Genomic DNA, 25176 nt, shown 5'->3' with positions numbered 1-25176 from the left:
ACTGTTGAAATAGTAAGAACGGTTAACACCTCTTACCTTTCATAACAGGATAATGCAGGGAACAGATTGCAATCATAGGGCAAGCGCTCTATGATTGTTTTCATATCTTTATCTTTACCGGAGTCTGTGTTGTCGTAGCAGCGTATCTATCCACACTTTGTTTTCTTCCTGAAGTGGTGGTACGGGAGCGAGACGATAATCTATTGCTAAATCAAATCCCGCTTGTTCATAAACTTCCAATAACAAAGATTGTAAATTTACTAAAGGCTCTATGTCTTCTGATTGTAAAGGTAGTAAAAACTTAGGAATTTCTTCTTGAATATTGAAAGCATATAACTGAGCTAAGGGACGACGGTTTTTCCGAGCAACTATAATTTTATAATCTGTTGGCTGAATTTTACTTAAAATTGGCATAGATTTTCCACTTCTAAGTAAGTCAATTTCTATCATATGAGTTGGACTACTTAGTACTGCTTTTCGTTTTTCTTCATATGCCTCTCGTCCTTTGCCTGCTCGTTTATTAGTGGGAGAAAGAACTTCTATGACTGTTATTACACGTCCAGTTGCTACTTCTCTAATTTCCAAGTAACCTTCCCTAATCTCTTGTGGTACTGGAATTGTCACTGTCACAAATTCCGATTGAGCAGGTAGAGTAGCAATCGATGGGGTTTGGCTTGTCCCCGATTTTGAAGAAATGATAGAAACATCAGGAATGCCTACCTCAAGCGACTCTTGCCCATCACTGAAGTAAGTTCGTTTTTCAATGGCGACTCGATACTTAGGACGGAGTGGTGGGGCGATGGCGATCGCAATGGCAGTAATCAGGCGATGATGCACTTCTGGCCACAAGTCAGGATTTTCTAAATAAGGATTCATGCCTGGAAATGGGGAAGGCATTGTTACACCTCACGCTCAAGTCACTCTAATTCTAATCTAAAAAGCTTTTGCTTGCATTGGGAAACACATCCACGAGTTACCAATGACGTTGGAGAAGCTACTATAGTGTTATTGCAAAAGGCATTTTTTCAGTGTATGACACCTGCAACCCCCGTCACAATTGCTATCAAAAATATTCAGTTAAAACCAGGTAGTACGATTACCATCCATGATGTAACTTGGGAGCAATTTGAAGCTATTTTGGAGGAACGAGAAGCATCAGAAATAAAAAATAGAATTGCCTACAGCAAAGGAATTTTAGAAATAATGTCACCCCTACCTGCTCATGAAAGACCATATAGAATTATTGGAGACATCGTGAAGATTTTGCTCGATGTTCAAGAGCGAGATTGGGAAGATTTTGGCTCAACAACATTTAGAAAAAAAGCAAATGCTGTAGGACTTGAACCCGATACCTGTTTTTACATTCAAAATGCTTGTAAAGTCCGCGATCGTATGAGAATCGATCTGACAATCGACCCACCCCCTGACTTGGCAATTGAAGCAGATGTAACTTCTAGTACTACCCTAGATGCCTATGAAGCTTTAAAAGTCCTTGAAGTCTGGATCTACACTGAGGAAAAATTTACGATTAATGTCCTTACAGATGGCAAATACATAGAATCTACTACTAGCCCTACCTTTCCCAATTTACCAATTCTTGAGTTAATTCCCAAGTTGGTAAAGCAGGCGTTTCAAGAAGGTAGCAGTAAAGTTTTGAGAGAATTCAGAAAGCAGGTCAGCACCTCGCATTAAAGGAAAAAACACGCTTGCGATTGAAATCGCTTCTATATAAACGCTCGTCCCTCCGGGGGGTTCCAAGGGTTGAAGTGCCTACCGTCGGTGAATTCCATTCTTGCAGGCTTTTGCACTCGTAGGGATGCTCCCTTAAATTTTAAAAAGGACAGCCGCTTATGTACAGCAGATTTCAACTTGGTGAGGTACAAAAATTACCCCCTCTGTCCCCCCGATGCCTTGGGGGGATGAAAGGGGGGTGTACCTCATTCAGATGCAAAGCGCTGTAAGTACTTTCTCTATATCAAAATGCTTTTAATCACTTGAATTTATAAATTTGAATAAAAATAATGTTTGATTTTATCAAACGACTTTTTTAAAGTAATGAATAAGAAGTTTAGTAGTGGCTTGTATAAAACCAAAGCCTTGGAAGGAAAAATGAATAAATTTAATTCCCAAAAATCAATAAACTGGCTTGTAACAGTAGTCTTTTTAGTACTTGTAGTTACCTTTTCATTGTTCGAGCAGCCAAGTGCTAGCGCTCAAACACAAACACCAACTACAACCACACAATTTACACCAGCACCAGTCACATCTGTAGCAGCAAACGTTAGACATTTACTAGAAACCAACGAATGTGTAGGGTGCAATCTAATTGGAGCAAAGCTGAAAGATACAAACCTGCAAGCTGCCAATTTAGAAAATGCAAACCTACAAGATGCTGATTTAGAAAGAGCAAATTTACAAGGAACAAACTTGCAAGGTGCAAATTTACAAGGAGCAGATTTAGGTAAGGCAAACATAATGGGTGCAAATTTAGCAAGCGCAAACCTCTTTGATGCGGACTTAGAGAAGGCAAATTTAACAGATGCGAATATATTGGGAGCCAATCTCCAAGGAGCCGATCTAGAGGATGTGGTGAGACCTCAAGGATTTGCCATTCAGTAATTTAACTTAGTAGCCACAGTGAGAAATAAGCGCTAATTATTATGCCAACTCCGCCTAATTACTCAGAGTAATTAGGCGGAGTTACTTTATGGCAAACGCATTAAAATAGAACAAGAATATGCTTGACAAAATTTTTTATATATACAGAAAGATGTAGATTATTTTAGCTAATAAAGTAGGTAAAAGGATTGTGCGATCGATTCAGTAAAGAGTTTAATATTATTTGTATTCTATTTTAGTTTTCCTGCCAAGCAATTTACTTTTTCCTTGATAAAATTAATTTTTATTGTAGTATAATAGGCTTCTTTGTAAGACATTTTTGGCAATCTTATTAGCGGGGGAAGGGGAGTAATGAAAAAGGTCTCGGAAATCTCACAAAACATTGAATCAACAACGGTAAGCCAGTGTTCCCAGATTAAACCTTACTTAACAACTTTATCGAGTAGCAAGGCAGCGTGGAATGGCATAGTTGTCGAACACAATGTAGATTCAGCTATTGACGCCCACGAGACAATCGCCCCTGGACACCTAGTAACTGTCCACTATGGTAATTCGGCAACTTTAGAATGGACAGCTGAAGGTCGAACGAAGAGAGCAATTTTCGCTCCTGGTGACATCACCATTAATCCTTTTAGGAACTCTGTTAAACCCCAATGGGAAGAGCGAGCAGAATTTATTCTTGTTGCTATCGAGCCACAGTTAATCACTCGTATCGCTGATGAGTCTATGCCTACCGGGCGGATAGAGATGGTTATGCGCTTTGACGTGCGCGATCCTTTAATTGAGCATATTGCGCTGGCGCTTATGAGTGAAGTGGAACAGGGAGGATTAACTAACCGACTTTATGCTGAATCGCTCGCTAACGCCTTAGCATTTCATCTAGTCAAAAACTACTCTGCTTCTCCGTCCCATACTCAAGTTTATTCTGGCGGATTGTCGCCACGCCAATTGCAACGTGCGATTGACTACATCAATGACCATCTCGACCAAACAATTTCGCTTACCGATCTTGCTAACGCGGTTGAAGTTAGCTCTAGCCACTTTGCCCGTGCCTTTAAACAATCAACCGGAATTCCACCACACAAATACTTGACACAGCAACGAATTATGCGAGCTAAGAACTTATTGTCTAATACCAACTTGCCACTGACCGAGATTTCCCTAGAACTTGGCTTCTCTAGTCAAGGGCATTTTACCACAGTCTTCCGTCAGCTAACTGGTGTGACACCTAAATCCTACAGACAAGCCTCATAAGCTACTCCTGTCAACTAGACTGCTCAAACCGCTTCATAGTCTGGTCGGTGTAGTCTTCAGATAGCTTCGGCTTACTGCATATAAATGAAATCATTAAAACGCTGTAGCAAACCTGCCACTTGATTAAACCGAAATAAAGATTGCATCAGAAATCTGTAAAAACGAGCAGAAATTTGAAAGACCGCAGCAGTGTGCCGTTTGTAATCTGAAGGAGTGTAAATAAACGTTACTGCAAAGACAGTACAGCATTTTCGTCATCAACACAAATATAGACACCAGAAGATAATAATGAACGTTACACTCGAAAACCAAAACATTGTCATTATTGGTGGGAGTTCTGGAGTTGGACTTGCCGTTGCTAAACTTGTAGCTGCTGCTGGTGCCAAACTGACTCTTGCTAGCCGCTCTCGCGATCGCTTAGAGAAAGCAGCACATGAAATTAATAGCGATGTGCAAATTGGAATTATTAATACATTGGATGAAAACTCAGTAAAAGATTTCTTCGCTAATCTAAATGATATTGACCACTTACTCAATTTTGCTGGCGATAGCATGGGCGGAGGCGTTCTCACTACCGACATTGCAACTGCTCGAAACGCTATGGAAAGCAAGTTTTGGGGACAGTTTTACGTTGGTCGTTACGGCGGACCTAGAATCAAGTCCAGTGGTGGTTCCTTAACTTTTACATCTGGATCGGGTCCTCGTCCGCATCAAGCAATTGCGACGGTTGCTGCTAACGCTGGTGTGAGCTTGCTAGCTGAGTCACTGGCTAAAGAACTTGCTCCTGTACGGGTGAATGTCGTTGCTCCTTACTACATTGACTCGCCGATGTGGGCTGGGATGGTCGATGAAGAACGCCAGCAACTCTTCGAGCGGGTGGGAAAACAATTGCCTATTGGTCGAGTCGCAACGATTGACGACGTGGCTCCTATCTACCTTCACGTACTCCAAAGCAGCTACATAACAGGTATCACAATTCCGGTGAATGGTGGCGCTTTGCTGCAAACAGTTGAGTAAAAGCTTTTGTTTTTAGCATCAGCTGATGCTGGGTTCGTTACTGGGCAAGTCATCGAAGCAAGTGAAGGCTATTACATCTAACAGAAAAGTCATCACTAATTCATTAGAAATTAACTACTCAAGAGATTAAGCATATGGCAATCAATCGGAGCATTGTTCTTACAGAATACGCTAATGGTGTTAATCCAACTGAAAAGAACTTTAAATTACAAAGTTGTGACATTCCTACGCCTCAACAAGGAGAGGTGTTACTGAAAACTTTGTATCTCTCTGTAGACCCTTATATGCGTGGATGCATGACAGGGATCGAGGGCTACTACTACCCACAATTTCCATTAGGACAACCCATTGTTTCCAATGGGGTAGCAAAGGTCATTGAGTCTAAGCATTCACTATTCCAGCCAGGGGATTTAGTCGAAGGCTTAATAGCATGGCAGGATTTTTCCGTTTCGGATGGTTTGGGTGAGCTAAGTGAAGGCAAGGGCTTGCGTCAGGTCAACCCAAATATTAAAAAACTTTCCCATGCGGTTGGCATTCTAGGGATGCCAGGTATGAACGCTTATTTCGGGATGGTTGAAGTTGCCCGCCTTAAGCGTGGTGAAACCGTTCTGATCTCTGGTGCGGCTGGAGCAATTGGCAGTGCGGCTGGACAAATTGCTAAGTTACTGGGTGCAAGAGTTATCGGGTTAGCTGGCTCCGAAGAAAAAATTCAGATGCTACAACGGGATTTAGGATTTGATTTGGCATTAAATTACAAATCTAAGCAACTCGTAGAAGAGATCAGTGCCGCCTGTCCCAACGGTCCCGATGTGTACTTTGATAACGTCGGCGGACAGACAAGCCAGACAGTGATGTGGACTATGCACCATCCCGCAAGAATAATTGAATGCGGTCAAATTTCTACTTATGACGACCCTGATGGTGGTTGGTTAGTGAATATTTGGCCTATTCACATGAATCAACTGCGGCTGGAATCATTTGTGGGTTACAGCTATGCTGAGTTTTTCCCAGCAGGTATTGCTCAAATGGCTTATTGGATTAACCAAGGAAAACTCAAACTCCTTGAGACGGAAATTGAGGGTCTGGAAAATGCACCGCAAGCTTTTCTAGGTCTTTTTCGCGGAGCTAATGTCGGCAAAATGCTCGTGAAAGTAGGGGATGAAGTATGAATGAAATTCTACAAGAAACAGAAATCAAACAACGTACTATTGATTGGCTTGCAGCATTCAGTCCAGGTAATAAACCGTTTGACTTTTCTGGCTTAAACAATCTCTACTGGCCAGATGAACGACTGCTCGCCTTTGACACGCTCTCACCACAAACAACTTGCATTCAAGGATGGCAAACTTTTGAGGCAATCTGGAAGCCTTTTATGGCAACCCTAGCGCAATGGCAAATTGAGCCAGTGGGAGATGTTCTGATTTTGCCAGGAGACAAAATCGCTGTTGCTGCTTTGATTTGGCATGGTACAGGAACGACCACCGCTCAAGAACCTGTTGAGATTACGGCTCATGCAACGCAGGTTTGGGAAAACCGAGAAGGACAATGGCGTATTATCCACGAGCACATATCTAACCCTGTCAGATAAGTTTTTACAAAGCTCTAAGCAGTCACTCGGTGTCATCCACTTTGACTATACCTCGTGTTTCCTATTCTCACTTTACAAACTCGGCTTTTCGTGCATCATTAACGTTACTCCACACACTACTATCCACTTTGCGTTTACTTTAACAATAAGAAATTTTTTTGCATCGCGGAAATATTTCCCACTTTGGCTCAATAAAGCTTCGGTCGCTAGCCAAATAGCAGTATCAAAGTCATCGGTGAGAGATTTGCAACATTACTTCCTTTGAACACCACTTAAAACCAGTTGAGTTGCTGCCTGTGTATATCGCTCAATCATCTCCTGACTGAGAAAGTCTTGTTCGGGATCTAAGTGTTTCACATTTTCATAAGCATTCGCGTAAACCGTGCAAACTCCAATAATGTTGAGCGTTGTCATCTGAACATCAATTTGTCTAAATATTCCTAATTGCATTCCACGTTCCAAAATTGCTGCTAACAGGCTAATCGGCTCTTGCCAGTTAGTCAATTTGAAGTACTTTCCTTGATTCTGAATCGCTTCTTGAAACAGTAGCATTCCTCTACAGCGATTGGATGTCTCATATTCAATTGTGGCTCGAATCAGCGAACTTAACGCTCGTTCGGGTGGCAATCGATCTAAGTTAAGTTCGCGGAAAACATTGTGAAGCAAAGTTGCAGGACGCTGTAAAACAGCTTGATATAAACCGTCTTTATTCTCAAAGTAGTAGTAAATCATGCGCGGGGCAACTCCTGCACGTTCTGCGATCGCATCAACCCGCGTCCCGTGTAAGCCGTGCTGTGCAAACTCAATTTCAGCCGCATCTAGAATCTGTAGCTTTGTTGCTTCTGCGTCACGAGTGATTCGAGTCGATTTAGAACGGGATGATGTCTTTTCGGAGCTGTTCATAGATCTTAAGCGCGAGCAAGCAACTGTATTCTATAGTACTTGAGATTGAAATAAACGTTTAATTCATACTTGACAATCTAACCTCTCATCACTGATGCTTATGAAATAAACGTTTAATTCATAACTGAATCATGGCTCGATTCCTCATTGGCACGATTGCGGCGGCTGGACACGTGAATCCAGCTCTACCTATCGCTCGGCAACTGGTGCAGCAAGGACACGAAGTTTGGTGGTATACCGGAGCAGGATTGAAAGAGAAAGTAGAAGCAACGGGATCGCGTCATGTACCGATCTGTCGCGGTATTGATTTCACACTACCAGAAACAATTCCAGCTCAATGGCTTGCCCGAAAAGACGCATTAAAAGGCGTGGCTCAGTTTAAGTTTTATCTCAAGCATGGTTTTATTGATGCAGCAGCCACGCAGCTAGAGGATTTAACGGATATCCTGCAAGAATTTCCAGCCGATGTGCTGCTGTGTGATGTATTTTTTTTGGGGATGTCGTGGTTGTCTGAAAAAACAGGATTACCTTGGGCAGCTTTTGGGATGTCAGCTTTACCATTTAGGAGTCGAGATACAGCGCCGTTTGGATTGGGCTTGCTACCAAATGATTCACCATTGGGGCGAGTTCGGAATCGGGCTTTGAATTGGTTCTCAACAAACGTTTTGATGAGAGATGTCACAGTTCATCTCGATAACGTGCGGCAGAGTGTCAGACTCTCTACAAAAGGACAAGATTTCTTTAGCGCAGCATTATCCCCATTTCTTTACCTACAAGGCACCACTCCTTCGTTTGAATATCCTCGCAGCGATCTGCCTCCTCAAGTTCACTTCATAGGTACATTGATTCCGCCCGCACCACCAGATTTTACTCCTCCTATTTGGTGGAAAGACCTCAACACGGGTCAGCCAGTTATTTTTGTGACCCAAGGGACGATCGCTACTAAAACCACTGATTTACTTGTGCCAACTATTCAAGCATTAGCTGATGAAGAGATGTTGACGATCGCGACAACAGGAGGACAACCAATTGAAGCCCTTAATCTCAATCCGATGCCTGCGAATACTCGCATTGAACCCTTTATTTCCTATACTCATCTGTTGCCACAGGTGGATGTAATGGTTACAAATGCAGGCTTCAATGGAGTACAAACTGCTTTAGCAAATGGTGTACCAATGGTGACGGCGGGACAGACCGAAGAGAAGCCGGAAATTTGTGCGAGAGTGGAGTGGTCAGGGACAGGAATTAATCTCAAAACCAATACGCCAACTCCCGCTCGGATTCGTGATGCTGTTAAAACCATTTTGGCATCACCAAGCTACAAACAAAAAGTACAGCAGATGAAACAGGAAATTCAACGATACAATTCTCTTGTCATTGCGGTAGAACTGTTAGAAAAGCTAGCAGCCACAAAACAACCTGTGTTGAATCAGTCAGCTTTGCGCCTACTTTAACAATACGAAATTTCTTTGCGATCGCGAAAATACTTACCACTTTGACTCAATGAAGCTTCTGTCGCTAGCCAAATAGCAGTATCCGCTCCTTTTTCTGGCGACCTTGGAGCGGAAGCACCACCCATATCAGTTCTCACCCAACCAGGACACATAGCGTAAACAGCAATTCTTTTTGGTCTTAAAGCTTCAGCAAGCATAATTGTAGCACCGTTAAGTGCTAATTTGGATAAGCAATAACTAGGTACTTCTGCCGAAAGACCGCTTATCTCTCCATATCCACTTGATACATTAATAATTCTTGCACTAGATGCTTTTTCCAATAAAGGCAAGAAGGCTTGAACGATACTAATGGGACCCAAGGTGTTGGTGTTTAGGGTGCGATCGAGCAAATCGCGAGAAATGTTGAGAATATTCACTCCTTCATCAGGATAAATAGCTGCATTGTTGACAAGCACGTCTAAATGGTTGATGTGTTGAGATAACTCTTGAACAGCTTGGTGAATGGAGTTATCATCCGTGACTTCAAGAACAACAGGTCTGACATTGGAGGGTGAAGATAATTCTTCAACTGCATCTTGTGCTTTGGAGAGCGATCGCGCTGCTAGAATCACTTCAAATCCTGCATTCAGCAATCCCTTGCAGATAGCAAACCCAATCCCTTTGTTACCCCCCGTCACAAGTGCGTATTTTTTTTTGTTCATAGCAATGGTTTTACCAGTTGTGTAGAGATTATACATTTCCTAATCTTGAACAGCTGGCGCAAGCACTTCATCAATTGCCTTTAACACCTCATCAGTTAGCTTTACGCCCGATGCACCTGCATTATCAACCACTTGCTCTGGGCGACTTGCACCAATAATCGCAGATGAAACACGAGCATCTCGCAACACCCAGGCTAAAGCTAACTGAGGCATTGATAATCCTATCTTAGCTGCTATTGATTTTAATTGTTGCACGGCACTTAAAACGCGATCGCTTCGCAACCTCTCACTAAAAAAGACACCCATCTTCTCACTAGCTGCACGAGAGTCTTGAGGAGGTGGTTGTCCCGGTTGATATTTACCTGTGAGAACACCTTGAGCCAATGGAGACCAAACAATTTGACCAATACCATTAGCAGCACAAAGTGGAAAGACCTCAGATTCAGGTTTGCGCCACAACATAGAATATTGAGGTTGACTCGAAACAAACCTTTCGACATTTGGAAGAGCCAACGCAGCTTTTATTTGAGATGGATTCCACTCACTAAACCCTATGTAACGTGCTTTACCTTGACGCACGACTTCCGTCAAAGCCTCCATCGTTTCCTCAAGTGGTGTATTCACGTCATAACGATGGCATTGGTAGAGGTCAACGTAGTCGGTTTGCAACCGTTGTAAAGATGCATCTATCTGCTTGGAAATTTGAGCAGCAGATAGCCCACTATCTGTGGGTGACATGGGGAAAAAGACTTTGGTGGCGAGGACGTAAGAAGAGCGATCGATACCTTGAAGCACATCACCTAAGAACTTTTCAGCCGCACCAGTACCATAAACATTGGCAGTATCTAAAAAGTTAATACCTACTTCAAATGCCTTACGAACGCAAGCCTCAGCTTCTTGGCGAGCGACACCTCCTGCATAAGTGAGCCACGAGCCCAAACTAATTTCAGAAACATTTAGCTCGCTATTGCCAAGTTTTCGATATTCCATGCCCCTTTCTCCAACAGATTGCTGACTTTGATGGTTACTGGCATTGTTACATAACCACGCGCCTCACAAATTAGAGTTTTTTAAGAATAGACTATTTCACATGGATTGTCTTGTACATTCTTGCGATAAAAAGTAGATTCTTGCAGTAAGAATTGCCTGGAAATAAATTATTTCGAGATATGGGGTAGACAGAAGAGCCATGTGGAGAGAAGCAAATCTTCAACAGGTCTTCGTATAAGCAAACTCGTTATGTCAGAGATTTATGACAAACTCAACAACTGGAAATAACGGAAAAGCAGAAAATCGGCTCTAATACTTGAAAAACAAGCTATAAGTTCGGTTACGGAAACAAAGAAGCAGTCACTTCAACTTTCATTTAGAGTAGACGCTTTTGAGCAAATTCATGGCAAGATATCTTAATGGCACAAAAGTCAAAACCTTGGGAGGTAACAACATTAGAACTCCGTTCACAAATAAATCTGTAGCTCCTGCTCGTACCAGACCTCAAGAATGCTTGGCTCAGTCCTCTGCTTTTAGATGAATTTACAGCAAGCCACTGTAGAGCGTACTATAGATTGAGTGAGTCATTATAATAATGTAGCTTTCTTAGCATTATTTAATGTTCCGGCTGCAATTATCCTCAGCACTTTAAGGAGTGCAAACTCGTCTCCTCGAAAACAAATTACACAGTATTTACAAGTTCAGTTGAAAATCTCCTTTTTTGAGAGGAATCAATGTCTAATGAAGTCCATGAATCAGAAGTCACGACTCGCTTAACTGCGATAGAAGTGCAGCTACAGCAATTTAATCAGCTGTTATCAAATATTAGCGATCGCATTACTAAATCGGAAGATAATTTCCTACTAGTTGCCGATGTCCACAAATACAAAAAGCTACAAGAACTGTTAATAACAGGAAACTTCAGAGAAGCAGACTGGGAGACTATTCGAGTTATCCAGACAATAACGGGAGAACCCGAATTGGGAGACATCACTCCAGATGATATGAGGCAATTTCCCTGTGATGAACTGCGAGTGATAGACAACTTATGGACAAAATACAGTCAAGGTCGCTTTGGTTTCAGCGTACAAATACAAATTTACCAAAGCGTTGGTGGTTCGCTTGATACCACTATTAATCAAGATAATAAAATGATTGAGCTATTTGGCGAGCATGTGGGATGGCGTGAGGATAATCAATGGAAAAAGTGCGATGATTTGGACTATACATTGACTGCACCAATTGGCTGTCATCCTTCACGGTGGTGGAATTCTCCTTTTGGTTCAAAAATGACAAATTATTTCTTCAATCGTCTGTTAGTTTGCAGTATCTAACAGTGACCAGTAATCAGTGACCAGTGACCAGTAATCAGTAATCAGTGACCAGTGACCAGTGACCAGTGACCAGTGACCAGTAATTTCATTAATAAAGTTAGGGACTAGAACCGAATACGTCACTACTGGTCATTTGGAATTTAAAAACGGGTTTTGAGTCATGACTAACTTTGCCTCAGTTGAAATTCTTTAGAGGTCAGAATATGTTTAAAGAATCCAACTCTCTATTTGCGTATAAAGTTTTATTTCCAGTTCTTCTTGCTTCCATCTTGACAAGCGCCTGTAGTCAAAATAAACCCAAAGCTACAGCCAGCGAACCCCCACCAATACCAGTTAAATTGCAGTCATTACAGTCAACGACACTACAAGATGTCTCGGAATTTGTAGGTAGGTTAGAAGCTCAGCAAAGAGTCTCGTTGCGACCAGAGATTGAAGGTCGGATAGAATCAATTCCGGTTTCGTCAGGCGATCGCGTCGAGCAAGGAACGCCAATTGTGCTACTGCGACCAGATCGTACCCAACCAGAATTAGTGAGTGCTATGGCTAGAGTTAACTCAGTCAAATCCGCTTATATGACAGCGCGATCGCAACTCAAAGCAGCAGAAGCACAACAACTTAGAGATGCAGCCGATGTAGACCTACAAAAAGTTGAGTTCCAAAGGGCGCAGAAGTTGGTTGCTGAAGGAGTGCAAGCAAAACAGCAGTTAGACATAGCTCAAAGAAACTTAAACACAGCACTAGCAACACTTCGCGCCACTCAAGAGCAAGTAGGAGCAGCGAAAGCCAGCGTCAATCAAGCAGAAGCTAACGTCCGACAATCTGAGGCTGAGACAGCAGCTGCTCGCGTGTCTGTTCAATTTAAACAAGTACTAGCACCGATTACTGGGGACGTAGGAGACTTCCCAGTTAAGGTAGGAGACGTTGTTAACATCGGTCAAACCCTAACCACTATTACTCAAAATGACAATCTTTACTTGCGAATTTCAATCCCCAGCAATCGTTCCTCAGACCTGCGACGGGGGTTACCAGTAGAGCTTGTAGATGCCAAAACAAGAAAACCCTTAAGTACTGGAAATATCAACTTTATCTCGCCAGAAGTAGAAACAGGTGCTCAAGCTATCTTAACCAAAGCCCGCTTTTCCAACTCAGGCAAAAATTTACGAGAAGGACAATTTGTCCGCGCAAGAGTGATTTGGAATAAACGTTCGGGTATTTTGATTCCTACGGTAGCTGTATCCAACCTTGGAGCACAGAGCTTTGTTTTTGTAGCTCAGAAAAAAGGTTCAAAACAAACTGTACGGCGTCAACCAGTCCAACTCGGAGCCATTCAGGGTCAAAGCTACCAAGTTGTTAATGGCGTCAGACCGGGCGATCGAATTGCAGTCACCCAAATTCTTACCTTAAAAGATGGCGCTCCAATCAGTGGTCAGTGACCAGTGACCAGTGACCAGTGACCAGTGACCAGTGACCGATTAATTCTCTAACCCCCAATCCCCAATCCCCATTGCCCCTTATCCCCAGAGGGGGCCCCGAGTTCCCCAATCCCTAATCCCTAATCCTATGAGTATTGCGGATATTTTCATCAGGCGACCTGTTTTTACTACAGTTTGTACTGTACTTATTCTCTTAGTTGGAGGAATCTGTATTCCCCTGCTCCCGTTGGATAAGCTACCAGAAATGGCTCTCAAGCAGGTGACTGTAACTGCTAACTATTTGGGTACTGATGCCAAAACAGCAGAAGAAAACGTTACCACCGTGCTAGAGCGGGAAATCAACGGTACGGAACGGGTCGTGTATATGTCCTCGCAGACGACGAATGATGGCAATGCTACTATTAACGTCTCCTTTCCTACGGAGATGGATAGAAACACTGCTCAAGTTCTCGTCCAAAATAATGTAGCGGTCGCAGAACCAAATTTACCAGAGGAAGTCAACCGTATTGGTGTGACTACGCAGAAGCAGTCTCCAACGATCACGCTTGCTTATGCTTTCTATTCGGAAAAAGACCAGAACGGAAAATTCATCTACGATAATATCTTTTTAAGTAACTATGTTGACCGACAAATCTTTGATGAAATCAAACGGATTGAGGGTGTAGGTTCGATCAGAATAGTGGGGGAACGTAAATACGCCATGCGTATCTGGCTCGACCCCGAAGCCCTTGCTGCTAGAAATTTGACATCACAGGATGTCATTAGCGCTATTAACGAACAAAATATCCAGGTGGGGGCGGGGAGAATTGGTCAACAGCCCACCCCAATCGAGCAGCAATATGAAATTGCTTTGCGAGCCAACGGTCGATTTACCACTCCTGCGGAAGCTGAGGACATTGTGGTTAAAGTCGGTCAGGATGGTACGCTCATTCGATTAAAAGATGTAGGTCGAGCCGAAGTAGGAGCGGAAAATTACAACGCAACAACTCTGTTTGACGGTTCGCCATCTGTGATTTTGTTAGCTTACCAATTACCCGGCACAAATGCTTGGAATACAGCTAAAGCTATTAAAACAAAAATGGCAGAGCTACAAACGAATTTTCCACCAGGATTAAAGGCGACGATTGGTTTAGATAATACTTTGTTTGTAGGAGCTTCTTTAGATGAAGCCTTTAAAACCCTGTTGGAAGCGATCGCTCTGGTGTTCCTTGTCATCTTTATCTTTTTGCAGGATTGGCGCACCACAATTATTCCCGCCCTCGCCATTCCCGTATCGCTGATTGGAGCGATGGCAATTGCTTACGTGCTTGGGTTTACCTTAAATCAGTTAACGATATTTGGTATCATCTTGGCAACAGGCTTGGTGGTGGATGATGGGATCGTTGTCGTGGAAGCGATCGCAGCTAAACTCGAACAGGGGATGAAACCCCTACAAGCAGCTCTAGATGCAATGGAAGAACTGACCGGAGCAATTATTGCGACATCGGTAGTACTGATGGCAGTATTTATCCCCGTAACTTTCTTTCCAGGGACAACGGGTATCGTTTACAAGCAATTTGCGCTGATTATCGCTTTCTCCATTGCCATTTCCACCTTCAACGCCCTTAGCTTCTCTCCCAGTATGTCCGCCATTATTATGCGGCGACAACAGGAAGTTCATGGTCCTTTAGGTGTATTTTTCCGGTGGTTTAACCGGGTGTTTGATTGGTTTAAGGGGGGATACGTCAAAATCGTAGAATTCCTGATCCGGATTTGGTGGCTCGTGATTCCAATATTTATTGCGGGTTTACTAGCAACGGGTTGGATATACCAAACGACTCCCCAGGGATTTATACCTGAAGAAGATCAGGGTTATTTTTTCACAATTGTTGAATCTCCACCAGGAGTGTCTCTCAACTACAGTGTCGATTTAGTTAAGAAAATTACTGAGGAGGTCGTGCTACCACTACCAGAAGTTGAGCACGTTGTTGGTAATGCTGGTTTTGGTTTTGAGGGGAACGCCAGTAACAAAACACTGTTTTTCGTCAAGCTGAAAGATTGGGAAGAACGTCATGGTTCCGAGCATTCCGTCTTTGGCATTTTGCAAAAAATCAATAAAGGGTTGCGAGAAAAAATCCCTGGGGCGGTAGCGATCGCTGTCAACGCTCCACCAGTAGATGGTTTGGGAAGTACGGGTGGTTTTGAGATGTACATCCAAAACAGACAAGCCCTTCCCATGGAAGCACTGATCGACAACACCCAAAAGACGATCGCCGCAGCCCAGAAGAGACCGGAACTAGGAGGTGTCTTTACCCAGTTCACCTTCAATACCCCAATGATGCAGATCTCCATCGATCGCAACCAAGCCAAAGCACAGAATGTCCGAGTGAGTGATATTTTCAGCACCATGCAAACCTATCTGGGTGCAAGCTATGTTAACCAATATGTACTAGGTGGGCGCTTGTACCGAGTTTATGCTCAGGCGGAGGGGACACTTCGGTCTAATCCTGATGATGTCAGTCGTCTATACGTGCGCTCTCAGGATGGTAATCTCGTCCAATTGAGCACTTTGGTGCAGATGGAAAGATTAACCTATCCGCCTGTTGTCACTCACTTTAACGTTTATCCATCAATTAAAATTCAAGGTGCTCCCGCACCAGGATACAGTACAGGACAAGCAATCCAAGCAATGGAAGAAGTAGCCAACCAAGTTTTGCAACCAGGATTTGGTTTTGCTTGGACTGGAACTGCTTTTCAGGAGAGATCTTCTAGTGGAGCAGCACCAATTATTTTTGGCTTAGCCTTTGTTATGGTTTTCTTGGTGTTAGCGGCGCAGTACGAAAGCTACGTCGATCCAACTATCATCATGATTACCGTACCTTTGGCAATCTTGGGCGCACTTGGTGCGATCGTGTTCCGCGCCAATATTTTCCAGCAAGGTGGTGTTTGGCCTACGCTAAATAATAATATGTATGCTCAAGTAGCGTTGGTCATGCTGATTGGTCTAGCAAGTAAAAACGCAATTCTGATTGTCGAATTTGCCAACCAGTCAGCAGAGCTAGGAATGAACTATACCAGAGCTGCAATCCGCGCTTGTGAAGAACGCTTGCGACCAATTCTAATGACTGCTTTTGCAGGCTTAGTAGGATTTTGGCCATTAGTGATAGCTTCTGGCGCTGGAGCAATGAGTCGATGGGCTTTAGGAACTGCACTGTTTGGTGGTTATTTGATTTCAACAGTCTTAAGTTTGTTTTTAGTTCCAGTCTTGTATGTTGTTATCAAAAACCTAGAAGATCGCTTCTTGAAATCAGGTAAGTCCGATAAGCCACCAAGATCGGGACAGCCATCAGATACACCTCAGCAACCAAAAGAACAAGTACTCCCAGCGTTTCGTGGAGTATCAACCGAAGAGTGAGCAGCGATCGGCGATCGGCGACCAGTGACCAGTGACCAGTGACCAGTAAGTCCCCTACTTTCAAGTATGGGGTGAATAATCATAAGACTTACGCAAAGCCCCCCTTTTTAAGGCTACGGTGTACACACAACTTAATTTACCCCCCTTAGTCCCCCCTTGGAAAGGGGGGAAATGGAATTTTTAGTTCCCTCCCCTTTCCAAGGGGAGGGTTAGGGTGGGGTAAAAACAACGCTTAAACTTCAGTCCATTAGTTACTTCAGACTTGTGTGTACACGGTAGCTTTTTAAGGGGAAATGGGGGGATCGACAACGTGTGAAATTCCCAAAAAGCCTTGAGATTGCCTAAGTTCTAAATCAATTTCTTTTTTTCTCTATATAAATTTCAAGATTTGTATCACTTTACATTTAGTCAATATTATCAATCGTAAAGTCCATCGTTCTAAAGAAAAAATTTAATGTACAATACTGTCAGGAAAAACCTTTATAAATAAAAGTAACAAAAATGTTTAAGAAATGGAATGCAGATGATTGGATCAATCACATTTTATTTACAATCACCGTTGTATATCTGTTCTACAATTTCTTTTTGCACCACTAGTGCTTTTTTATTTCTCGTTCCGAGGCTCAGCCTAGGAATGCCTCCTTGAGAGGCTCCGCCTCTCTGTATTCCCAACCAGAAACAGGGAATTGAGAGACGTGGTGAATGGAAAGTGTAATCATCGCAATAGGAGAAAATTATGAATATTAAACTGGTCATTTTCTCAGGTGTCGTAACTGCTTGCATAGGCTCGGTAATAGGCTTGGCTGCTGCTCAAATTGGTCAGCGTAATTTTAACGAATTGAAATTTGAAGGTCAGTACTACCAAGACTTGCACAACAGATATGCCATAATTGGTGCTAGCGTAGGACTAGTTGTAGGTGTTGCACAAGAGTGCGTGCGAGAGCTTAAATCGCAAAGAGAAGATGAGTGAATATACACATGAAGGTTAAATATATTTTAATTTTATTGTTAATCATTGTTACAACAGTTCTGACTACAGCAAACTGGAATTTAGGAATGATGGGGATGACAGCATTTTTACTAGCTTACTTCTCTAAGGGACTGAGACGCCGCTCTAAAGACAGTTAGGACGCTTTCTTATAGCTGTATGTTGGATTGATTATGTCTAAACCCAAAATTTTGCAAGAAGGAACTAGTTACACTTTTCGTTCTTACTTCGAGTTACCTTATGAAACAGAAGATATTTTAGCTGAATTAGCAAGGTTCTGGTGCTTTACGCAATAATCCAGATGATATATTAATTTCCGCCTATACAACTTGTGATGTACGTTATGTTGAACCAACATCGCGGACTTGGAAAAAAGGCGACCCAATCATGGAGCCACAAGGATTATATAGATTACCGGATGGACAATTGCTGTTAAGTCGGGATTGTTAAATATAGTAAAATCTATATTGATATTCTCCGAATATACTGAAATGACAAGAAATCAATTTTCTTACGTAAACTATGCTGATAGAAGGGTAATTAGCAATCTATTATATTGGTAAGATAAAATACAAAATTATTTGATAGAATTTTACAGTAGAGATAGACGCAATCCTTTAGGAACTACATTTGGAGATTGTATATCTAAGTCGTTTGAGTTGTTAGACTATGCTCGTGATAATCCAACCATGTTTAGAGGAGTAGTAAGTGATAATATGCTCCAAGCTGGTGCAATTATTGAATATAGAATTGGAGAAATTTATTTATATGACGAACGGCAACAATATGTACTAATAAATATACTTTGCTCGGTACCTTGGAATTGTTTACCTCAACCCATAGCAGAAACGAGGAAAGGAGCAGCACCTTGGTTAATTGCAGATATTATTGAAGAAATAACCTCTGGGTCTTCAAACATAAGTGGAATATTCAAAGGTCTGTTTCGCTAAAGTTGCCGTAAATCGCCTCTGCGATCGCCCTAATTTCTTTCTCCCGACCAAACTTTTCCAACTCCTCCAAAAAGTTCCAAACTCCTCGGTTTCGAGTTGTACTTAGATCCCAACAAACTAACTTTGACCCTGCACTGCTTGCTAAACCAGCAAATCTATCACCCAAAAAACCAGCAGCATCAACGCAAACTAAGTTTCCTTTTAGCATCAAGTTCTGTGCGGATTTCAGCAAAAACTCTGTTTTACCTGAACCAGGCGCACCAACAATCAGAACGTGCTGATGTAAAAATTCGTTGGGAAGCCAAATATCTGCACTTATCAATGCTTTACTACTTCTGAAGGTTAAGTACCTTCCCAGCCAAACATCACCATTTTTTTCGTCACCTGTAACAAAATGGCTAACTTCTTGTTTGCTTGCTGTTTGCGAGTAATCAAAAAGTTCTTGATATCCCACACCTGGCTTCAGTGACTCTTTAGGACTGAGAATCAAAATATTTTTACTGTTGACAGAAGTACTGACAAATTTAAATACCTGAAATAAAATATTTATTACAAAACATAAAGTTTTCAGGTACAACTGTAATATGGATTTATCCACTATTAATAACTCCTAATTAATGACTGAACAAATAACATCAATAGCATCTTTTATTACTTCTTCGGACAAAGAAATTGCTGTTTTTTTATCTTTTCATAAACTAATATATATATTTTCAGGAGCTAAAAATTTCTGATTTTTATCTTTTACGTTGAGATACAAATGAAAATTTTCATTTGTATACTGCTTGTTTTAAGTGGGCGCTTTTCTCAACTAGGAGAAGGAGTAGAGGGTGTACTCAATGATTGATTCGGCGACGATGAACGAGGAGATTGCTGCTTGAGTTGCTCTAGCTTCTGCTGATTTGGAGTTAGCTGCTTCTGCTGCTGTTGAGAAGGATTTGCTTTCAGTTGCTCCAATTTCTGCTGATTTGGAGTTAGTTGCTTGTGCTGCTGTTGAGGAGGATTTGCTTTCAGTTGCTCTAATTTTTGCTGATTTGTCAAGTCCTGAGTTTGCTGAAGTGTAGTCTGACTTTGAGTTGATGTTGTTTGTGAGGCTTTAGTGTTGTTTTGGCTCTTTAATTCAACAGCTATGGCAGAATTGTTTTTTAATTATTAAACAGTTCCAAGATTGTGGTTACAAATTTTAACCGCCCTATCCAACTGCTACAGGTGTGTGATAACCAGATAGTTGATGCTATCCTTACCCCTGTAACTGACAAACATCTCTCTGACGCCAAAACATTTTGGGAACCTGAACTTACAGGTACGGGGAAAGAGGATGAGTACTGGAATTGGGAAGTCAAAAGCCGAATGGCAAAACTTTTGCCGGGAGATGAACTCTATGCCATCGAATGTGAAGGTATGACTCAAGGCTTGATGCTTATTGATGTTTTGAAAAAACGTTGTCAAATTCAATCCCAACTTAGACGAAGATTGGTATACGTAAGTGCGTTAGCAACAGCCCCTTGGAATCGTCCCGCCATCAATAACCCTCCTACATATAAAGGCGTGGGTAGCAACCTCATTCATTTTACTATTGCTCGTAGCTATGAGTTAGGATACCAGGGGCGTATTGGACTCCATGCTCTACAAGCGTGCGTTAGGATTTTACAGAAAGCTAAAAGTAGGACTCCTCGATTACGGTTCCGATCCTGACGAACCAGATAACCTTGTTTATTTTGAAACCTTAAGGAGAGATTCATGACTCAATCCATCCCTTCGCCATCAGACTCTACAATGGATGATGTAGCAAAACATCAACAGTTGATAGAATTTGTCGCTGCTGAGGATGCTGCTAACGGTGAAGTGAGCTGTGGTCAGATGGTAGGTAATAACTTTTCAGCGTATCTAGAGAATCGCAGCATCAACATCAACGATAATAATCTCAGAAATTTACTCAGGGAACACTTAGGACACGTTCTGACTGAAAGCGACTTTGACTTGATTATCTCTCAAGTTAGCCGAAGAATCGAATCATTAGTTATGGGAGTAGATATAGTAACTACAAATCAACCTGTAAACGATACCTCTCTAGTTGAACATATTCCTAAACATTGTCTCCAACAACTGTTTTACTCTGAGTTAGGCAAGTTTTTACCTGAAATTTCTATTACACAAATTCTTCAGTTTACACGCCAAGCGATTCATAAATCGGTACTTCAACCGCACCATACTTGGCCAAATCCTATTTGGGTGTTGACAACAAGTGAGAAACTGTACATCGCTCAAGCAGCTAACTTAGAGGGTACTGTTGCGATGGTACGCACCCAGTACCCAGAAGTGGTGGGAACATTGGAAGTCGTAACTGTGGGTGGTGTACTTGCACCTAATCAAATCATTGCTTTAGAGTACAGTCAGTTTCTATCAAGTACTTAAGATATAGGATACAAGCGGTGATTGTTGCACTGAAGCGGGGAATTGCCAGTCTCTAGTTTTAGGTGCGAGACCTGTACCAAAGGACAGTTTACTGCTGTTCAGTCTAGCAACTCAAAACTGAATCCTGAGTCAGTGACACAGTTGGCTTAATTTTGTCCCGGTGTATTGGGATTGTTAGACGCCCCATATTTATAACTGAATTCAAGTGCATTGCAAAAGCTATTGAGCCTAGAAAGCAAAGCATTGTAGTAAGAGTAGGCATCGGAGCGCTCATGAAGAAGACGGGCATACAAGGTCAGTTCAGGCTCTGGGGCTAGACGATCTTTTGGGATGTCTAAGCCTGCTTCGGTTAAGCGCGTTGCTGCGATCGCAACTAACAAAGATGCAACTGTATTCGTCTTGCCATTATGAAGATCGTCTATTCCTGATATGATTAACTCTGCTCCTGGCAACTCCTCTAGATTCATGATTGACCTTCCTCTGGTTTACCTTCATTTCGCTCGATAAAGTTCTCGACCCTGCTTCTAAGCATATCAGGAGCGAGAGAAGGGAATCGGATTAATTCGGGTGCAATGGCTTCAAAGCAATCACGTAACTCTCTCAAGGAAAATAATCTCTGCGCGTACATGGCTTGAACATCGTCTCGGTCACGGTCAAATCCTCTGGATAGTTTAGAAAGGGCTTGGGCTGTGAAGTCATAATGGTAAAACGAGATTTTACCTCGTTTGCCAATGAATACGCTTCGATCGCGCCACCCTGGAAGAGGAGGTAAGAAATCCTGAGGGGAAGCCAGTTCGATATTGATGTTCAATTCTTGTTTGATTTTGGCAATTGCTTGAAAAATACCTGGGGGTTCAGGGTCTAGACGAATATCAACATCAACCGTGGAATTACGCCATCCAATCAGTAGGGCACTAGCACCACCTGTAAAGTAAATGCATCCCGAACCTTCAGCTTCTCTACCCAAAGCTTGCATAAGTCGCTCTATCTTCTCAGAGTTAACATTTGGACGCATATTTTTTGCCGTGATTCGCTTCCTTAACCAGTGTTGGCAAAGCCGATCTTCGAACGACCTCTATAATAAGTGTATAGACAAATAGCAGGCGCTTTTACAGGGAACAATTATCGCACGGAAAAGAACTTTACCAGAAAGGTGCCAAATCTTGAATTGCAGTTCTGGCTTCTGCTAAAGATTGCTCTCGCAGATCGGAGTTGAGTGCATTGGCATGGATGAACTGAATATCTGTAATACCAATGAAGTTAAATACAGTTCTCAAAAAAGGTTCTTGGAAATCCTGGGAAGCAAACGCAGAACCGGGGCGAAAATCGCTGCCGCGAGCCGTAATAACTAGCATCTTTTTGTGGTTGACTAACCCCTTGAACCCGTTGTCATCGATTGTAAAAGTGCGTCTGGGACGGACGATGTAATCAATGTAGGATTTGAGAACAGCCGGAATGCTGAAGTTATACATGGGGGTAGATAGAACGTAGCGATCGGCAGCCAAAAACTCATCGATTAATGTATCTGAGAGTTTGATAGCTGCTGCTAACTCTGGCGTGTATTGGTCTGACACTGTAAACTTTGCCTTCACCCAAGTTGCATCAATATAAGGTACAGGATTTAACCCTAAATCTCTGTGGAAGATTTGTGTTTCAGAATGATGACTGCTCCACTTTTCCATAAATTCTTGAGCCAGCGTCCGCGAATGGGAGTATTCATAACGAGGACTAGTATCAATCTGTAAAATACGAACCATATAATCCCTTCCTCCAAATAGATTGTGTTGAATTTAATTACCTAGTAGCGCTGGATATCCTCAGATGTTGGGTTCTTTTACGGTTTGAAACTGCATCCAGGTAATGGCTGCAACTATCAGAAATCCACCCAAAATCTGCATTAGGCTCAGGGTTTGACCGAACCAAACCCATGCCAATACACCCGCTACGAAAGGTTCTAGCGTGGCAGCGATCGCCGCCCGTTCTGCCTGAACTCGCTGGATACACCAAAAGAACAGCAAATAAGGCAGCAAATTACCTGCCAAACCAACATAAAAAACGCTGAGGATATTCTCCGGTGCAAAAAGCCTCCAGGGAATTCCTTGAGTCAATTGATAGGCAATCCAAAAAAGACTGGCGATCGCAAACACTTTCAACATCACGCCAATCGTTTCCCGAGATGCACTCACCTGCTCGCTCAGCACAATGTAAGCTGCAAAAAAGACCGCTGTGCTCAATCCCACCAGAATCCCAAACCAGTCTACAAGTTCTTTGCTGACGAGTAAATTAGAAACAAGCATTATGCCAACAATTGAGAGACTCAGCGCCACCAGAACAGGGCGAGAAGGCAAACATCGGGAAGTCAGCGCAGTCCATAGAACCACCAGAATAGGAGCGGTAAACAGCAGCACGATCGCAACAGCCACAGGTAGGCGTTGAATCGCCAAGTAATCGGCACCGACTAAGCCAACCAGAATCAGTCCCAGGGCAAATTGTTGACGGTCGAGCGGTCTAGCGTGAGAGCGACCAAATAAGCTATCCAGAATAGCAAGTCCAAAGGTGGCGATCGTTGCGCTTGCTCCCGCCAACTCAAATGGTTGCACGCCTGCAAGGAATAAGCGGTTGGCAACATTTGCCGCGATCGCCCAAGCAACAACAGTCAAGAGCATTGCCAAAAGCCCGATGAGATGAGGCGAAAACTGGCTGATTCTAAAACGAGATTTCCAGGGTACATGAGGCGATTTTATTCCCATCATTTTAGCCTCAAAGGTAGTTTTTATTCATTTTGGATTTTAGATTTTAGATTTTGGATTGGATATTGCGATCCACGGCAAAGCGCAATTTATGCCCGTGTGTAGTTTAATATTTGATAGTTGAAATTTTAACTGCTGCTTATCTTCTTACCTCGCTCCTTCTCGATCGCAAACTCTTCAGCTATAATTGCATTTGCAATAATTGCATTTAAAACTAAATTTATAGTAGTATGCAATAATTGAAATTGCAACTACTTTTGGAGAAATTCTTTTGACACCCATTTGAAAGATGGTTGGGAGATCGATTCAGTCAAGACTATCTCAATCCAAAATCCACGCATCTAAAATCCAAAATCCACCGATGGCAAAGCAGCGATTAGACGAAATGCGAAACTCCACTTGGCGACTGTTTCTGAGTGCTCAAATCCAAGTGGTCGAGAAGATTCAAGACAAACTATCAGCTGCCGACCTGCCGCCGTTGGAATGGTATGATGTGCTGTGGGAACTCAAAGAAGCTCCCGATCGGCGTTTACGATTAAGCGAACTGGCAGAGCGAGTGCTGTTGAGCCGGAGTAATCTCACCCGTTTGCTCGATCGCTTGGAAAAAAATGCATTATTGCAGCGTCAATCCTGTCCTAGCGATCGCCGGGGTACTTTTGCTGTCTTAACTGAAGCGGGTGCAGCAATGCAAGAGAAAATGTGGGCTATTTACTCTGAAGGAATTGCAGAATATTTTGGCGAGCGACTGAGTGATGAAGAAGTCAAAGTCATGCAGCAAGCACTAAAAAAAATTCTTGGAGAAAACTCCACTCACAGGTAGAGACGGCACTATACTATTTGGAAGGACTGCCCTAACGTTTTTGGATTTGGAAGAGATTCGCCATTTTCCAAAGCTGTTTCGATTAACAGTTCTAGCACTTGTTGAGCATTTTCGTCGGGTAGTGGCAGACTTGCTCGATACCTGGAGCCGGGAGACAGTAGACTTGGATGGGAAAGCGATCGCAACAGCCCTGGCAACAGCAGCTTACTGCGAACAAGCAGCCTACCCGATCCAGAACACGCAATCAAGAGATCGCCTTTCTCAATTGAAGGCGTTGTGGTTTCGCCAACCACATAATCTTGAAGCCCCAGATGCATAAGTCGCATAGCAGCCATCCGAATAGCGAATCCACTGCGCCCTTCCCCTTCAACAAAAATACGCTTGGTATTAAGGATGGCTTGAATCAATTGCGCGATCGCTCCATAGTTAAGAGTTTTCAAAACTCTCGTATTTTCATTAAGAATGAGGTCGAGCGCTTGACTCAAATTAGTCTCAACGGTAGCGGTGATAGTTGTGTCATGACTTGTTTGTTCTATTCTTTCATTCGCCATACTTTTTACTCTACA

The 25176-nt window shown here is 42.6% G+C and carries 29 protein-coding genes; 18 read left to right on the top strand and 11 right to left on the bottom strand.

The annotated features are described in order from the left end of the window. Positions 1 to 114: 114 nt before the first annotated feature. Positions 115 to 897, bottom strand: coding sequence for a DUF4058 family protein (locus ACKTT2_RS37990; protein WP_407896189.1), 783 nt, complete (start codon positions 895 to 897; stop codon positions 115 to 117). Positions 898 to 1032: 135 nt separating this feature from the next. On the opposite strand from ACKTT2_RS37990, the gene ACKTT2_RS37985 reads away from it, so the two are divergent. The 6 genes from ACKTT2_RS37985 to ACKTT2_RS37960 all read left to right on the top strand — a co-directional run bounded on the left by ACKTT2_RS37985 (position 1033) and on the right by ACKTT2_RS37960 (position 6478). Continuing rightward, positions 1033 to 1692, top strand: a complete 660-nt coding sequence (locus ACKTT2_RS37985) for a Uma2 family endonuclease (protein WP_407896187.1) — start codon at positions 1033 to 1035, stop codon at positions 1690 to 1692. Positions 1693 to 2055: 363 nt separating this feature from the next. Beyond that, positions 2056 to 2619, top strand: a complete 564-nt coding sequence (locus ACKTT2_RS37980) for a pentapeptide repeat-containing protein (RefSeq protein WP_407896185.1) — start codon at positions 2056 to 2058, stop codon at positions 2617 to 2619. Positions 2620 to 2970: 351 nt separating this feature from the next. Further along, entirely contained in the window at positions 2971 to 3873 is a 903-nt protein-coding gene (locus ACKTT2_RS37975) for a helix-turn-helix domain-containing protein (protein ID WP_407896183.1), read from the top strand. Between the two features lie 288 nt (positions 3874 to 4161). Further along, positions 4162 to 4890, top strand: a complete 729-nt coding sequence (locus tag ACKTT2_RS37970; protein WP_407896181.1) for an SDR family oxidoreductase — start codon at positions 4162 to 4164, stop codon at positions 4888 to 4890. A 134-nt stretch (positions 4891 to 5024) separates the two neighbouring features. Continuing rightward, entirely contained in the window at positions 5025 to 6059 is a 1035-nt protein-coding gene (locus tag ACKTT2_RS37965; RefSeq protein ID WP_407896179.1) for an NADP-dependent oxidoreductase, read from the top strand. Next, positions 6056 to 6478 carry a YybH family protein gene (locus tag ACKTT2_RS37960; protein WP_407896177.1) on the top strand — a complete coding sequence of 141 codons (423 nt, stop codon included), beginning with the start codon at positions 6056 to 6058 and terminating at the stop codon, positions 6476 to 6478. Before ACKTT2_RS37965 ends, ACKTT2_RS37960 begins: the two co-directional genes overlap by 4 nt. 252 nt (positions 6479 to 6730) lie before the next feature. Here ACKTT2_RS37960 and ACKTT2_RS37955 read toward each other — a convergent pair whose 3' ends face one another. After that, positions 6731 to 7381: a TetR/AcrR family transcriptional regulator gene (locus ACKTT2_RS37955; RefSeq protein ID WP_407896175.1), complete on the bottom strand. Its 651-nt coding sequence runs from the start codon at positions 7379 to 7381 to the stop codon at positions 6731 to 6733. 131 nt (positions 7382 to 7512) lie between these two features. On the opposite strand from ACKTT2_RS37955, the gene ACKTT2_RS37950 reads away from it, so the two are divergent. Next, complete coding sequence (locus ACKTT2_RS37950; RefSeq protein ID WP_407896173.1) at positions 7513 to 8835, top strand: glycosyltransferase; 1323 nt, start codon at positions 7513 to 7515, stop codon at positions 8833 to 8835. Here the strand turns inward: ACKTT2_RS37950 and ACKTT2_RS37945 are convergent. Beyond that, positions 8832 to 9572: an SDR family NAD(P)-dependent oxidoreductase gene (locus tag ACKTT2_RS37945; RefSeq protein ID WP_407896171.1), complete on the bottom strand. Its 741-nt coding sequence runs from the start codon at positions 9570 to 9572 to the stop codon at positions 8832 to 8834. The genes ACKTT2_RS37950 and ACKTT2_RS37945 overlap by 4 nt on opposite strands. A gap of 3 nt (positions 9573 to 9575) precedes the next feature. After that, positions 9576 to 10526 carry an aldo/keto reductase family protein gene (locus tag ACKTT2_RS37940; protein WP_407896169.1) on the bottom strand — a complete coding sequence of 317 codons (951 nt, stop codon included), beginning with the start codon at positions 10524 to 10526 and terminating at the stop codon, positions 9576 to 9578. A 403-nt stretch (positions 10527 to 10929) separates the two neighbouring features. Here ACKTT2_RS37940 and ACKTT2_RS37935 point away from each other — a divergent pair, with 403 nt between their 5' ends. The 8 genes from ACKTT2_RS37935 (at position 10930) to ACKTT2_RS37900 (ending at position 18625) form a co-directional block, all read left to right on the top strand. Continuing rightward, a complete protein-coding gene (locus tag ACKTT2_RS37935) occupies positions 10930 to 11067 on the top strand; it encodes a hypothetical protein (protein ID WP_407896167.1) in 138 nt (45 codons plus the stop codon). 193 nt (positions 11068 to 11260) lie between these two features. After that, the gene (locus ACKTT2_RS37930; protein ID WP_407896165.1) at positions 11261 to 11860 is read left to right on the top strand and encodes a GUN4 domain-containing protein; all 600 of its coding nucleotides are present in this window, start codon (positions 11261 to 11263) and stop codon (positions 11858 to 11860) included. Positions 11861 to 12063: 203 nt separating this feature from the next. Beyond that, complete coding sequence (locus ACKTT2_RS37925) at positions 12064 to 13293, top strand: efflux RND transporter periplasmic adaptor subunit (RefSeq protein WP_407896163.1); 1230 nt, start codon at positions 12064 to 12066, stop codon at positions 13291 to 13293. A 127-nt stretch (positions 13294 to 13420) separates the two neighbouring features. Continuing rightward, a complete protein-coding gene (locus tag ACKTT2_RS37920; RefSeq protein ID WP_407896160.1) occupies positions 13421 to 16687 on the top strand; it encodes an efflux RND transporter permease subunit in 3267 nt (1088 codons plus the stop codon). Between the two features lie 736 nt (positions 16688 to 17423). Beyond that, positions 17424 to 17657, top strand: coding sequence for a hypothetical protein (locus tag ACKTT2_RS37915; RefSeq protein ID WP_407896158.1), 234 nt, complete (start codon positions 17424 to 17426; stop codon positions 17655 to 17657). An 8-nt stretch (positions 17658 to 17665) separates the two neighbouring features. Beyond that, positions 17666 to 17815 carry a hypothetical protein gene (locus tag ACKTT2_RS37910; protein ID WP_407896155.1) on the top strand — a complete coding sequence of 50 codons (150 nt, stop codon included), beginning with the start codon at positions 17666 to 17668 and terminating at the stop codon, positions 17813 to 17815. Between the two features lie 33 nt (positions 17816 to 17848). After that, on the top strand, positions 17849 to 17971 hold the full coding sequence (locus tag ACKTT2_RS37905) for a hypothetical protein (protein ID WP_407896153.1): 123 nt from the start codon (positions 17849 to 17851) through the stop codon (positions 17969 to 17971). Positions 17972 to 18256: 285 nt separating this feature from the next. After that, a complete protein-coding gene (locus tag ACKTT2_RS37900; protein WP_407896151.1) occupies positions 18257 to 18625 on the top strand; it encodes a hypothetical protein in 369 nt (122 codons plus the stop codon). Here ACKTT2_RS37900 and ACKTT2_RS37895 read toward each other — a convergent pair. Together ACKTT2_RS37895 and ACKTT2_RS37890 are read right to left on the bottom strand one after the other, a co-directional pair. Then, a complete protein-coding gene (locus ACKTT2_RS37895) occupies positions 18606 to 19223 on the bottom strand; it encodes a type IV secretory system conjugative DNA transfer family protein (protein WP_407896148.1) in 618 nt (205 codons plus the stop codon). The two genes, ACKTT2_RS37900 and ACKTT2_RS37895, sit on opposite strands and share 20 nt — an antisense overlap. A 209-nt stretch (positions 19224 to 19432) precedes the next feature. Next, on the bottom strand, positions 19433 to 19666 hold the full coding sequence (locus ACKTT2_RS37890; RefSeq protein WP_407896144.1) for a hypothetical protein: 234 nt from the start codon (positions 19664 to 19666) through the stop codon (positions 19433 to 19435). Positions 19667 to 19795: 129 nt separating this feature from the next. Here ACKTT2_RS37890 and ACKTT2_RS37885 point away from each other — a divergent pair, with 129 nt between their 5' ends. Continuing rightward, a complete protein-coding gene (locus ACKTT2_RS37885; protein WP_407896141.1) occupies positions 19796 to 20320 on the top strand; it encodes a hypothetical protein in 525 nt (174 codons plus the stop codon). 45 nt (positions 20321 to 20365) lie between these two features. Then, complete coding sequence (locus ACKTT2_RS37880) at positions 20366 to 21040, top strand: hypothetical protein (RefSeq protein WP_407896138.1); 675 nt, start codon at positions 20366 to 20368, stop codon at positions 21038 to 21040. A 146-nt stretch (positions 21041 to 21186) separates the two neighbouring features. Here the strand turns inward: ACKTT2_RS37880 and ACKTT2_RS37875 are convergent, their stop codons facing one another. The 4 genes from ACKTT2_RS37875 to ACKTT2_RS37860 form a co-directional block, all read right to left on the bottom strand. Further along, positions 21187 to 21507 (bottom strand): hypothetical protein, encoded by a 321-nt coding sequence (locus ACKTT2_RS37875; RefSeq protein ID WP_407896136.1) that lies wholly within the window; start codon positions 21505 to 21507, stop codon positions 21187 to 21189. After that, entirely contained in the window at positions 21504 to 22055 is a 552-nt protein-coding gene (locus ACKTT2_RS37870; RefSeq protein WP_407896134.1) for a DUF6036 family nucleotidyltransferase, read from the bottom strand. The genes ACKTT2_RS37875 and ACKTT2_RS37870 overlap by 4 nt, the downstream gene beginning before the upstream one ends. 127 nt (positions 22056 to 22182) lie before the next feature. Further along, a complete protein-coding gene (locus ACKTT2_RS37865; RefSeq protein WP_407896132.1) occupies positions 22183 to 22797 on the bottom strand; it encodes an FMN-dependent NADH-azoreductase in 615 nt (204 codons plus the stop codon). A 60-nt stretch (positions 22798 to 22857) separates the two neighbouring features. Continuing rightward, positions 22858 to 23793, bottom strand: coding sequence for an EamA family transporter (locus ACKTT2_RS37860; RefSeq protein WP_407896130.1), 936 nt, complete (start codon positions 23791 to 23793; stop codon positions 22858 to 22860). Between the two features lie 358 nt (positions 23794 to 24151). On the opposite strand from ACKTT2_RS37860, the gene ACKTT2_RS37855 reads away from it, so the two are divergent. Next, positions 24152 to 24610: a MarR family winged helix-turn-helix transcriptional regulator gene (locus tag ACKTT2_RS37855; RefSeq protein ID WP_407896128.1), complete on the top strand. Its 459-nt coding sequence runs from the start codon at positions 24152 to 24154 to the stop codon at positions 24608 to 24610. An 8-nt stretch (positions 24611 to 24618) separates the two neighbouring features. On the opposite strand, the gene ACKTT2_RS37850 is transcribed toward ACKTT2_RS37855, so the two are convergent. Continuing rightward, positions 24619 to 25161 (bottom strand): hypothetical protein, encoded by a 543-nt coding sequence (locus ACKTT2_RS37850; protein ID WP_407896127.1) that lies wholly within the window; start codon positions 25159 to 25161, stop codon positions 24619 to 24621. Positions 25162 to 25176: the final 15 nt, after the last annotated feature.

It is taken from the genome of Scytonema hankhaensis NUACC26, from assembly GCF_045865695.1.
Lineage (GTDB): Bacteria > Cyanobacteriota > Cyanobacteriia > Cyanobacteriales > Nostocaceae > Scytonema.
This window is presented reverse-complemented; position numbering and strand designations above follow the sequence as displayed.

What these genes read in the sequence shown, in the direction of transcription:
- ACKTT2_RS37930 (WP_407896165.1), top strand. Translation starts at nt 11,261, where the DNA reads ATGTCTAATGAAGTCCATGAATCAGAAGTCACGACTCGCTTAACTGCG.
- ACKTT2_RS37940 (WP_407896169.1), bottom strand. Translation starts at nt 10,526, where the DNA reads ATGGAATATCGAAAACTTGGCAATAGCGAGCTAAATGTTTCTGAAATT.
- ACKTT2_RS37910 (WP_407896155.1), top strand. Translation starts at nt 17,666, where the DNA reads ATGAAGGTTAAATATATTTTAATTTTATTGTTAATCATTGTTACAACA.
- ACKTT2_RS37935 (WP_407896167.1), top strand. Translation starts at nt 10,930, where the DNA reads ATGGCAAGATATCTTAATGGCACAAAAGTCAAAACCTTGGGAGGTAAC.
- ACKTT2_RS37955 (WP_407896175.1), bottom strand. Translation starts at nt 7,381, where the DNA reads ATGAACAGCTCCGAAAAGACATCATCCCGTTCTAAATCGACTCGAATC.
- ACKTT2_RS37905 (WP_407896153.1), top strand. Translation starts at nt 17,849, where the DNA reads ATGTCTAAACCCAAAATTTTGCAAGAAGGAACTAGTTACACTTTTCGT.
- ACKTT2_RS37985 (WP_407896187.1), top strand. Translation starts at nt 1,033, where the DNA reads ATGACACCTGCAACCCCCGTCACAATTGCTATCAAAAATATTCAGTTA.
- ACKTT2_RS37915 (WP_407896158.1), top strand. Translation starts at nt 17,424, where the DNA reads ATGAATATTAAACTGGTCATTTTCTCAGGTGTCGTAACTGCTTGCATA.
- ACKTT2_RS37980 (WP_407896185.1), top strand. Translation starts at nt 2,056, where the DNA reads ATGAATAAGAAGTTTAGTAGTGGCTTGTATAAAACCAAAGCCTTGGAA.
- ACKTT2_RS37865 (WP_407896132.1), bottom strand. Translation starts at nt 22,797, where the DNA reads ATGGTTCGTATTTTACAGATTGATACTAGTCCTCGTTATGAATACTCC.
- ACKTT2_RS37970 (WP_407896181.1), top strand. Translation starts at nt 4,162, where the DNA reads ATGAACGTTACACTCGAAAACCAAAACATTGTCATTATTGGTGGGAGT.
- ACKTT2_RS37880 (WP_407896138.1), top strand. Translation starts at nt 20,366, where the DNA reads ATGACTCAATCCATCCCTTCGCCATCAGACTCTACAATGGATGATGTA.
- ACKTT2_RS37855 (WP_407896128.1), top strand. Translation starts at nt 24,152, where the DNA reads ATGGCAAAGCAGCGATTAGACGAAATGCGAAACTCCACTTGGCGACTG.
- ACKTT2_RS37925 (WP_407896163.1), top strand. Translation starts at nt 12,064, where the DNA reads ATGTTTAAAGAATCCAACTCTCTATTTGCGTATAAAGTTTTATTTCCA.
- ACKTT2_RS37860 (WP_407896130.1), bottom strand. Translation starts at nt 23,793, where the DNA reads ATGATGGGAATAAAATCGCCTCATGTACCCTGGAAATCTCGTTTTAGA.
- ACKTT2_RS37920 (WP_407896160.1), top strand. Translation starts at nt 13,421, where the DNA reads ATGAGTATTGCGGATATTTTCATCAGGCGACCTGTTTTTACTACAGTT.
- ACKTT2_RS37875 (WP_407896136.1), bottom strand. Translation starts at nt 21,507, where the DNA reads ATGAATCTAGAGGAGTTGCCAGGAGCAGAGTTAATCATATCAGGAATA.
- ACKTT2_RS37960 (WP_407896177.1), top strand. Translation starts at nt 6,056, where the DNA reads ATGAATGAAATTCTACAAGAAACAGAAATCAAACAACGTACTATTGAT.
- ACKTT2_RS37975 (WP_407896183.1), top strand. Translation starts at nt 2,971, where the DNA reads ATGAAAAAGGTCTCGGAAATCTCACAAAACATTGAATCAACAACGGTA.
- ACKTT2_RS37950 (WP_407896173.1), top strand. Translation starts at nt 7,513, where the DNA reads ATGGCTCGATTCCTCATTGGCACGATTGCGGCGGCTGGACACGTGAAT.
- ACKTT2_RS37965 (WP_407896179.1), top strand. Translation starts at nt 5,025, where the DNA reads ATGGCAATCAATCGGAGCATTGTTCTTACAGAATACGCTAATGGTGTT.
- ACKTT2_RS37850 (WP_407896127.1), bottom strand. Translation starts at nt 25,161, where the DNA reads ATGGCGAATGAAAGAATAGAACAAACAAGTCATGACACAACTATCACC.
- ACKTT2_RS37990 (WP_407896189.1), bottom strand. Translation starts at nt 897, where the DNA reads ATGCCTTCCCCATTTCCAGGCATGAATCCTTATTTAGAAAATCCTGAC.
- ACKTT2_RS37945 (WP_407896171.1), bottom strand. Translation starts at nt 9,572, where the DNA reads ATGTATAATCTCTACACAACTGGTAAAACCATTGCTATGAACAAAAAA.
- ACKTT2_RS37870 (WP_407896134.1), bottom strand. Translation starts at nt 22,055, where the DNA reads ATGCGTCCAAATGTTAACTCTGAGAAGATAGAGCGACTTATGCAAGCT.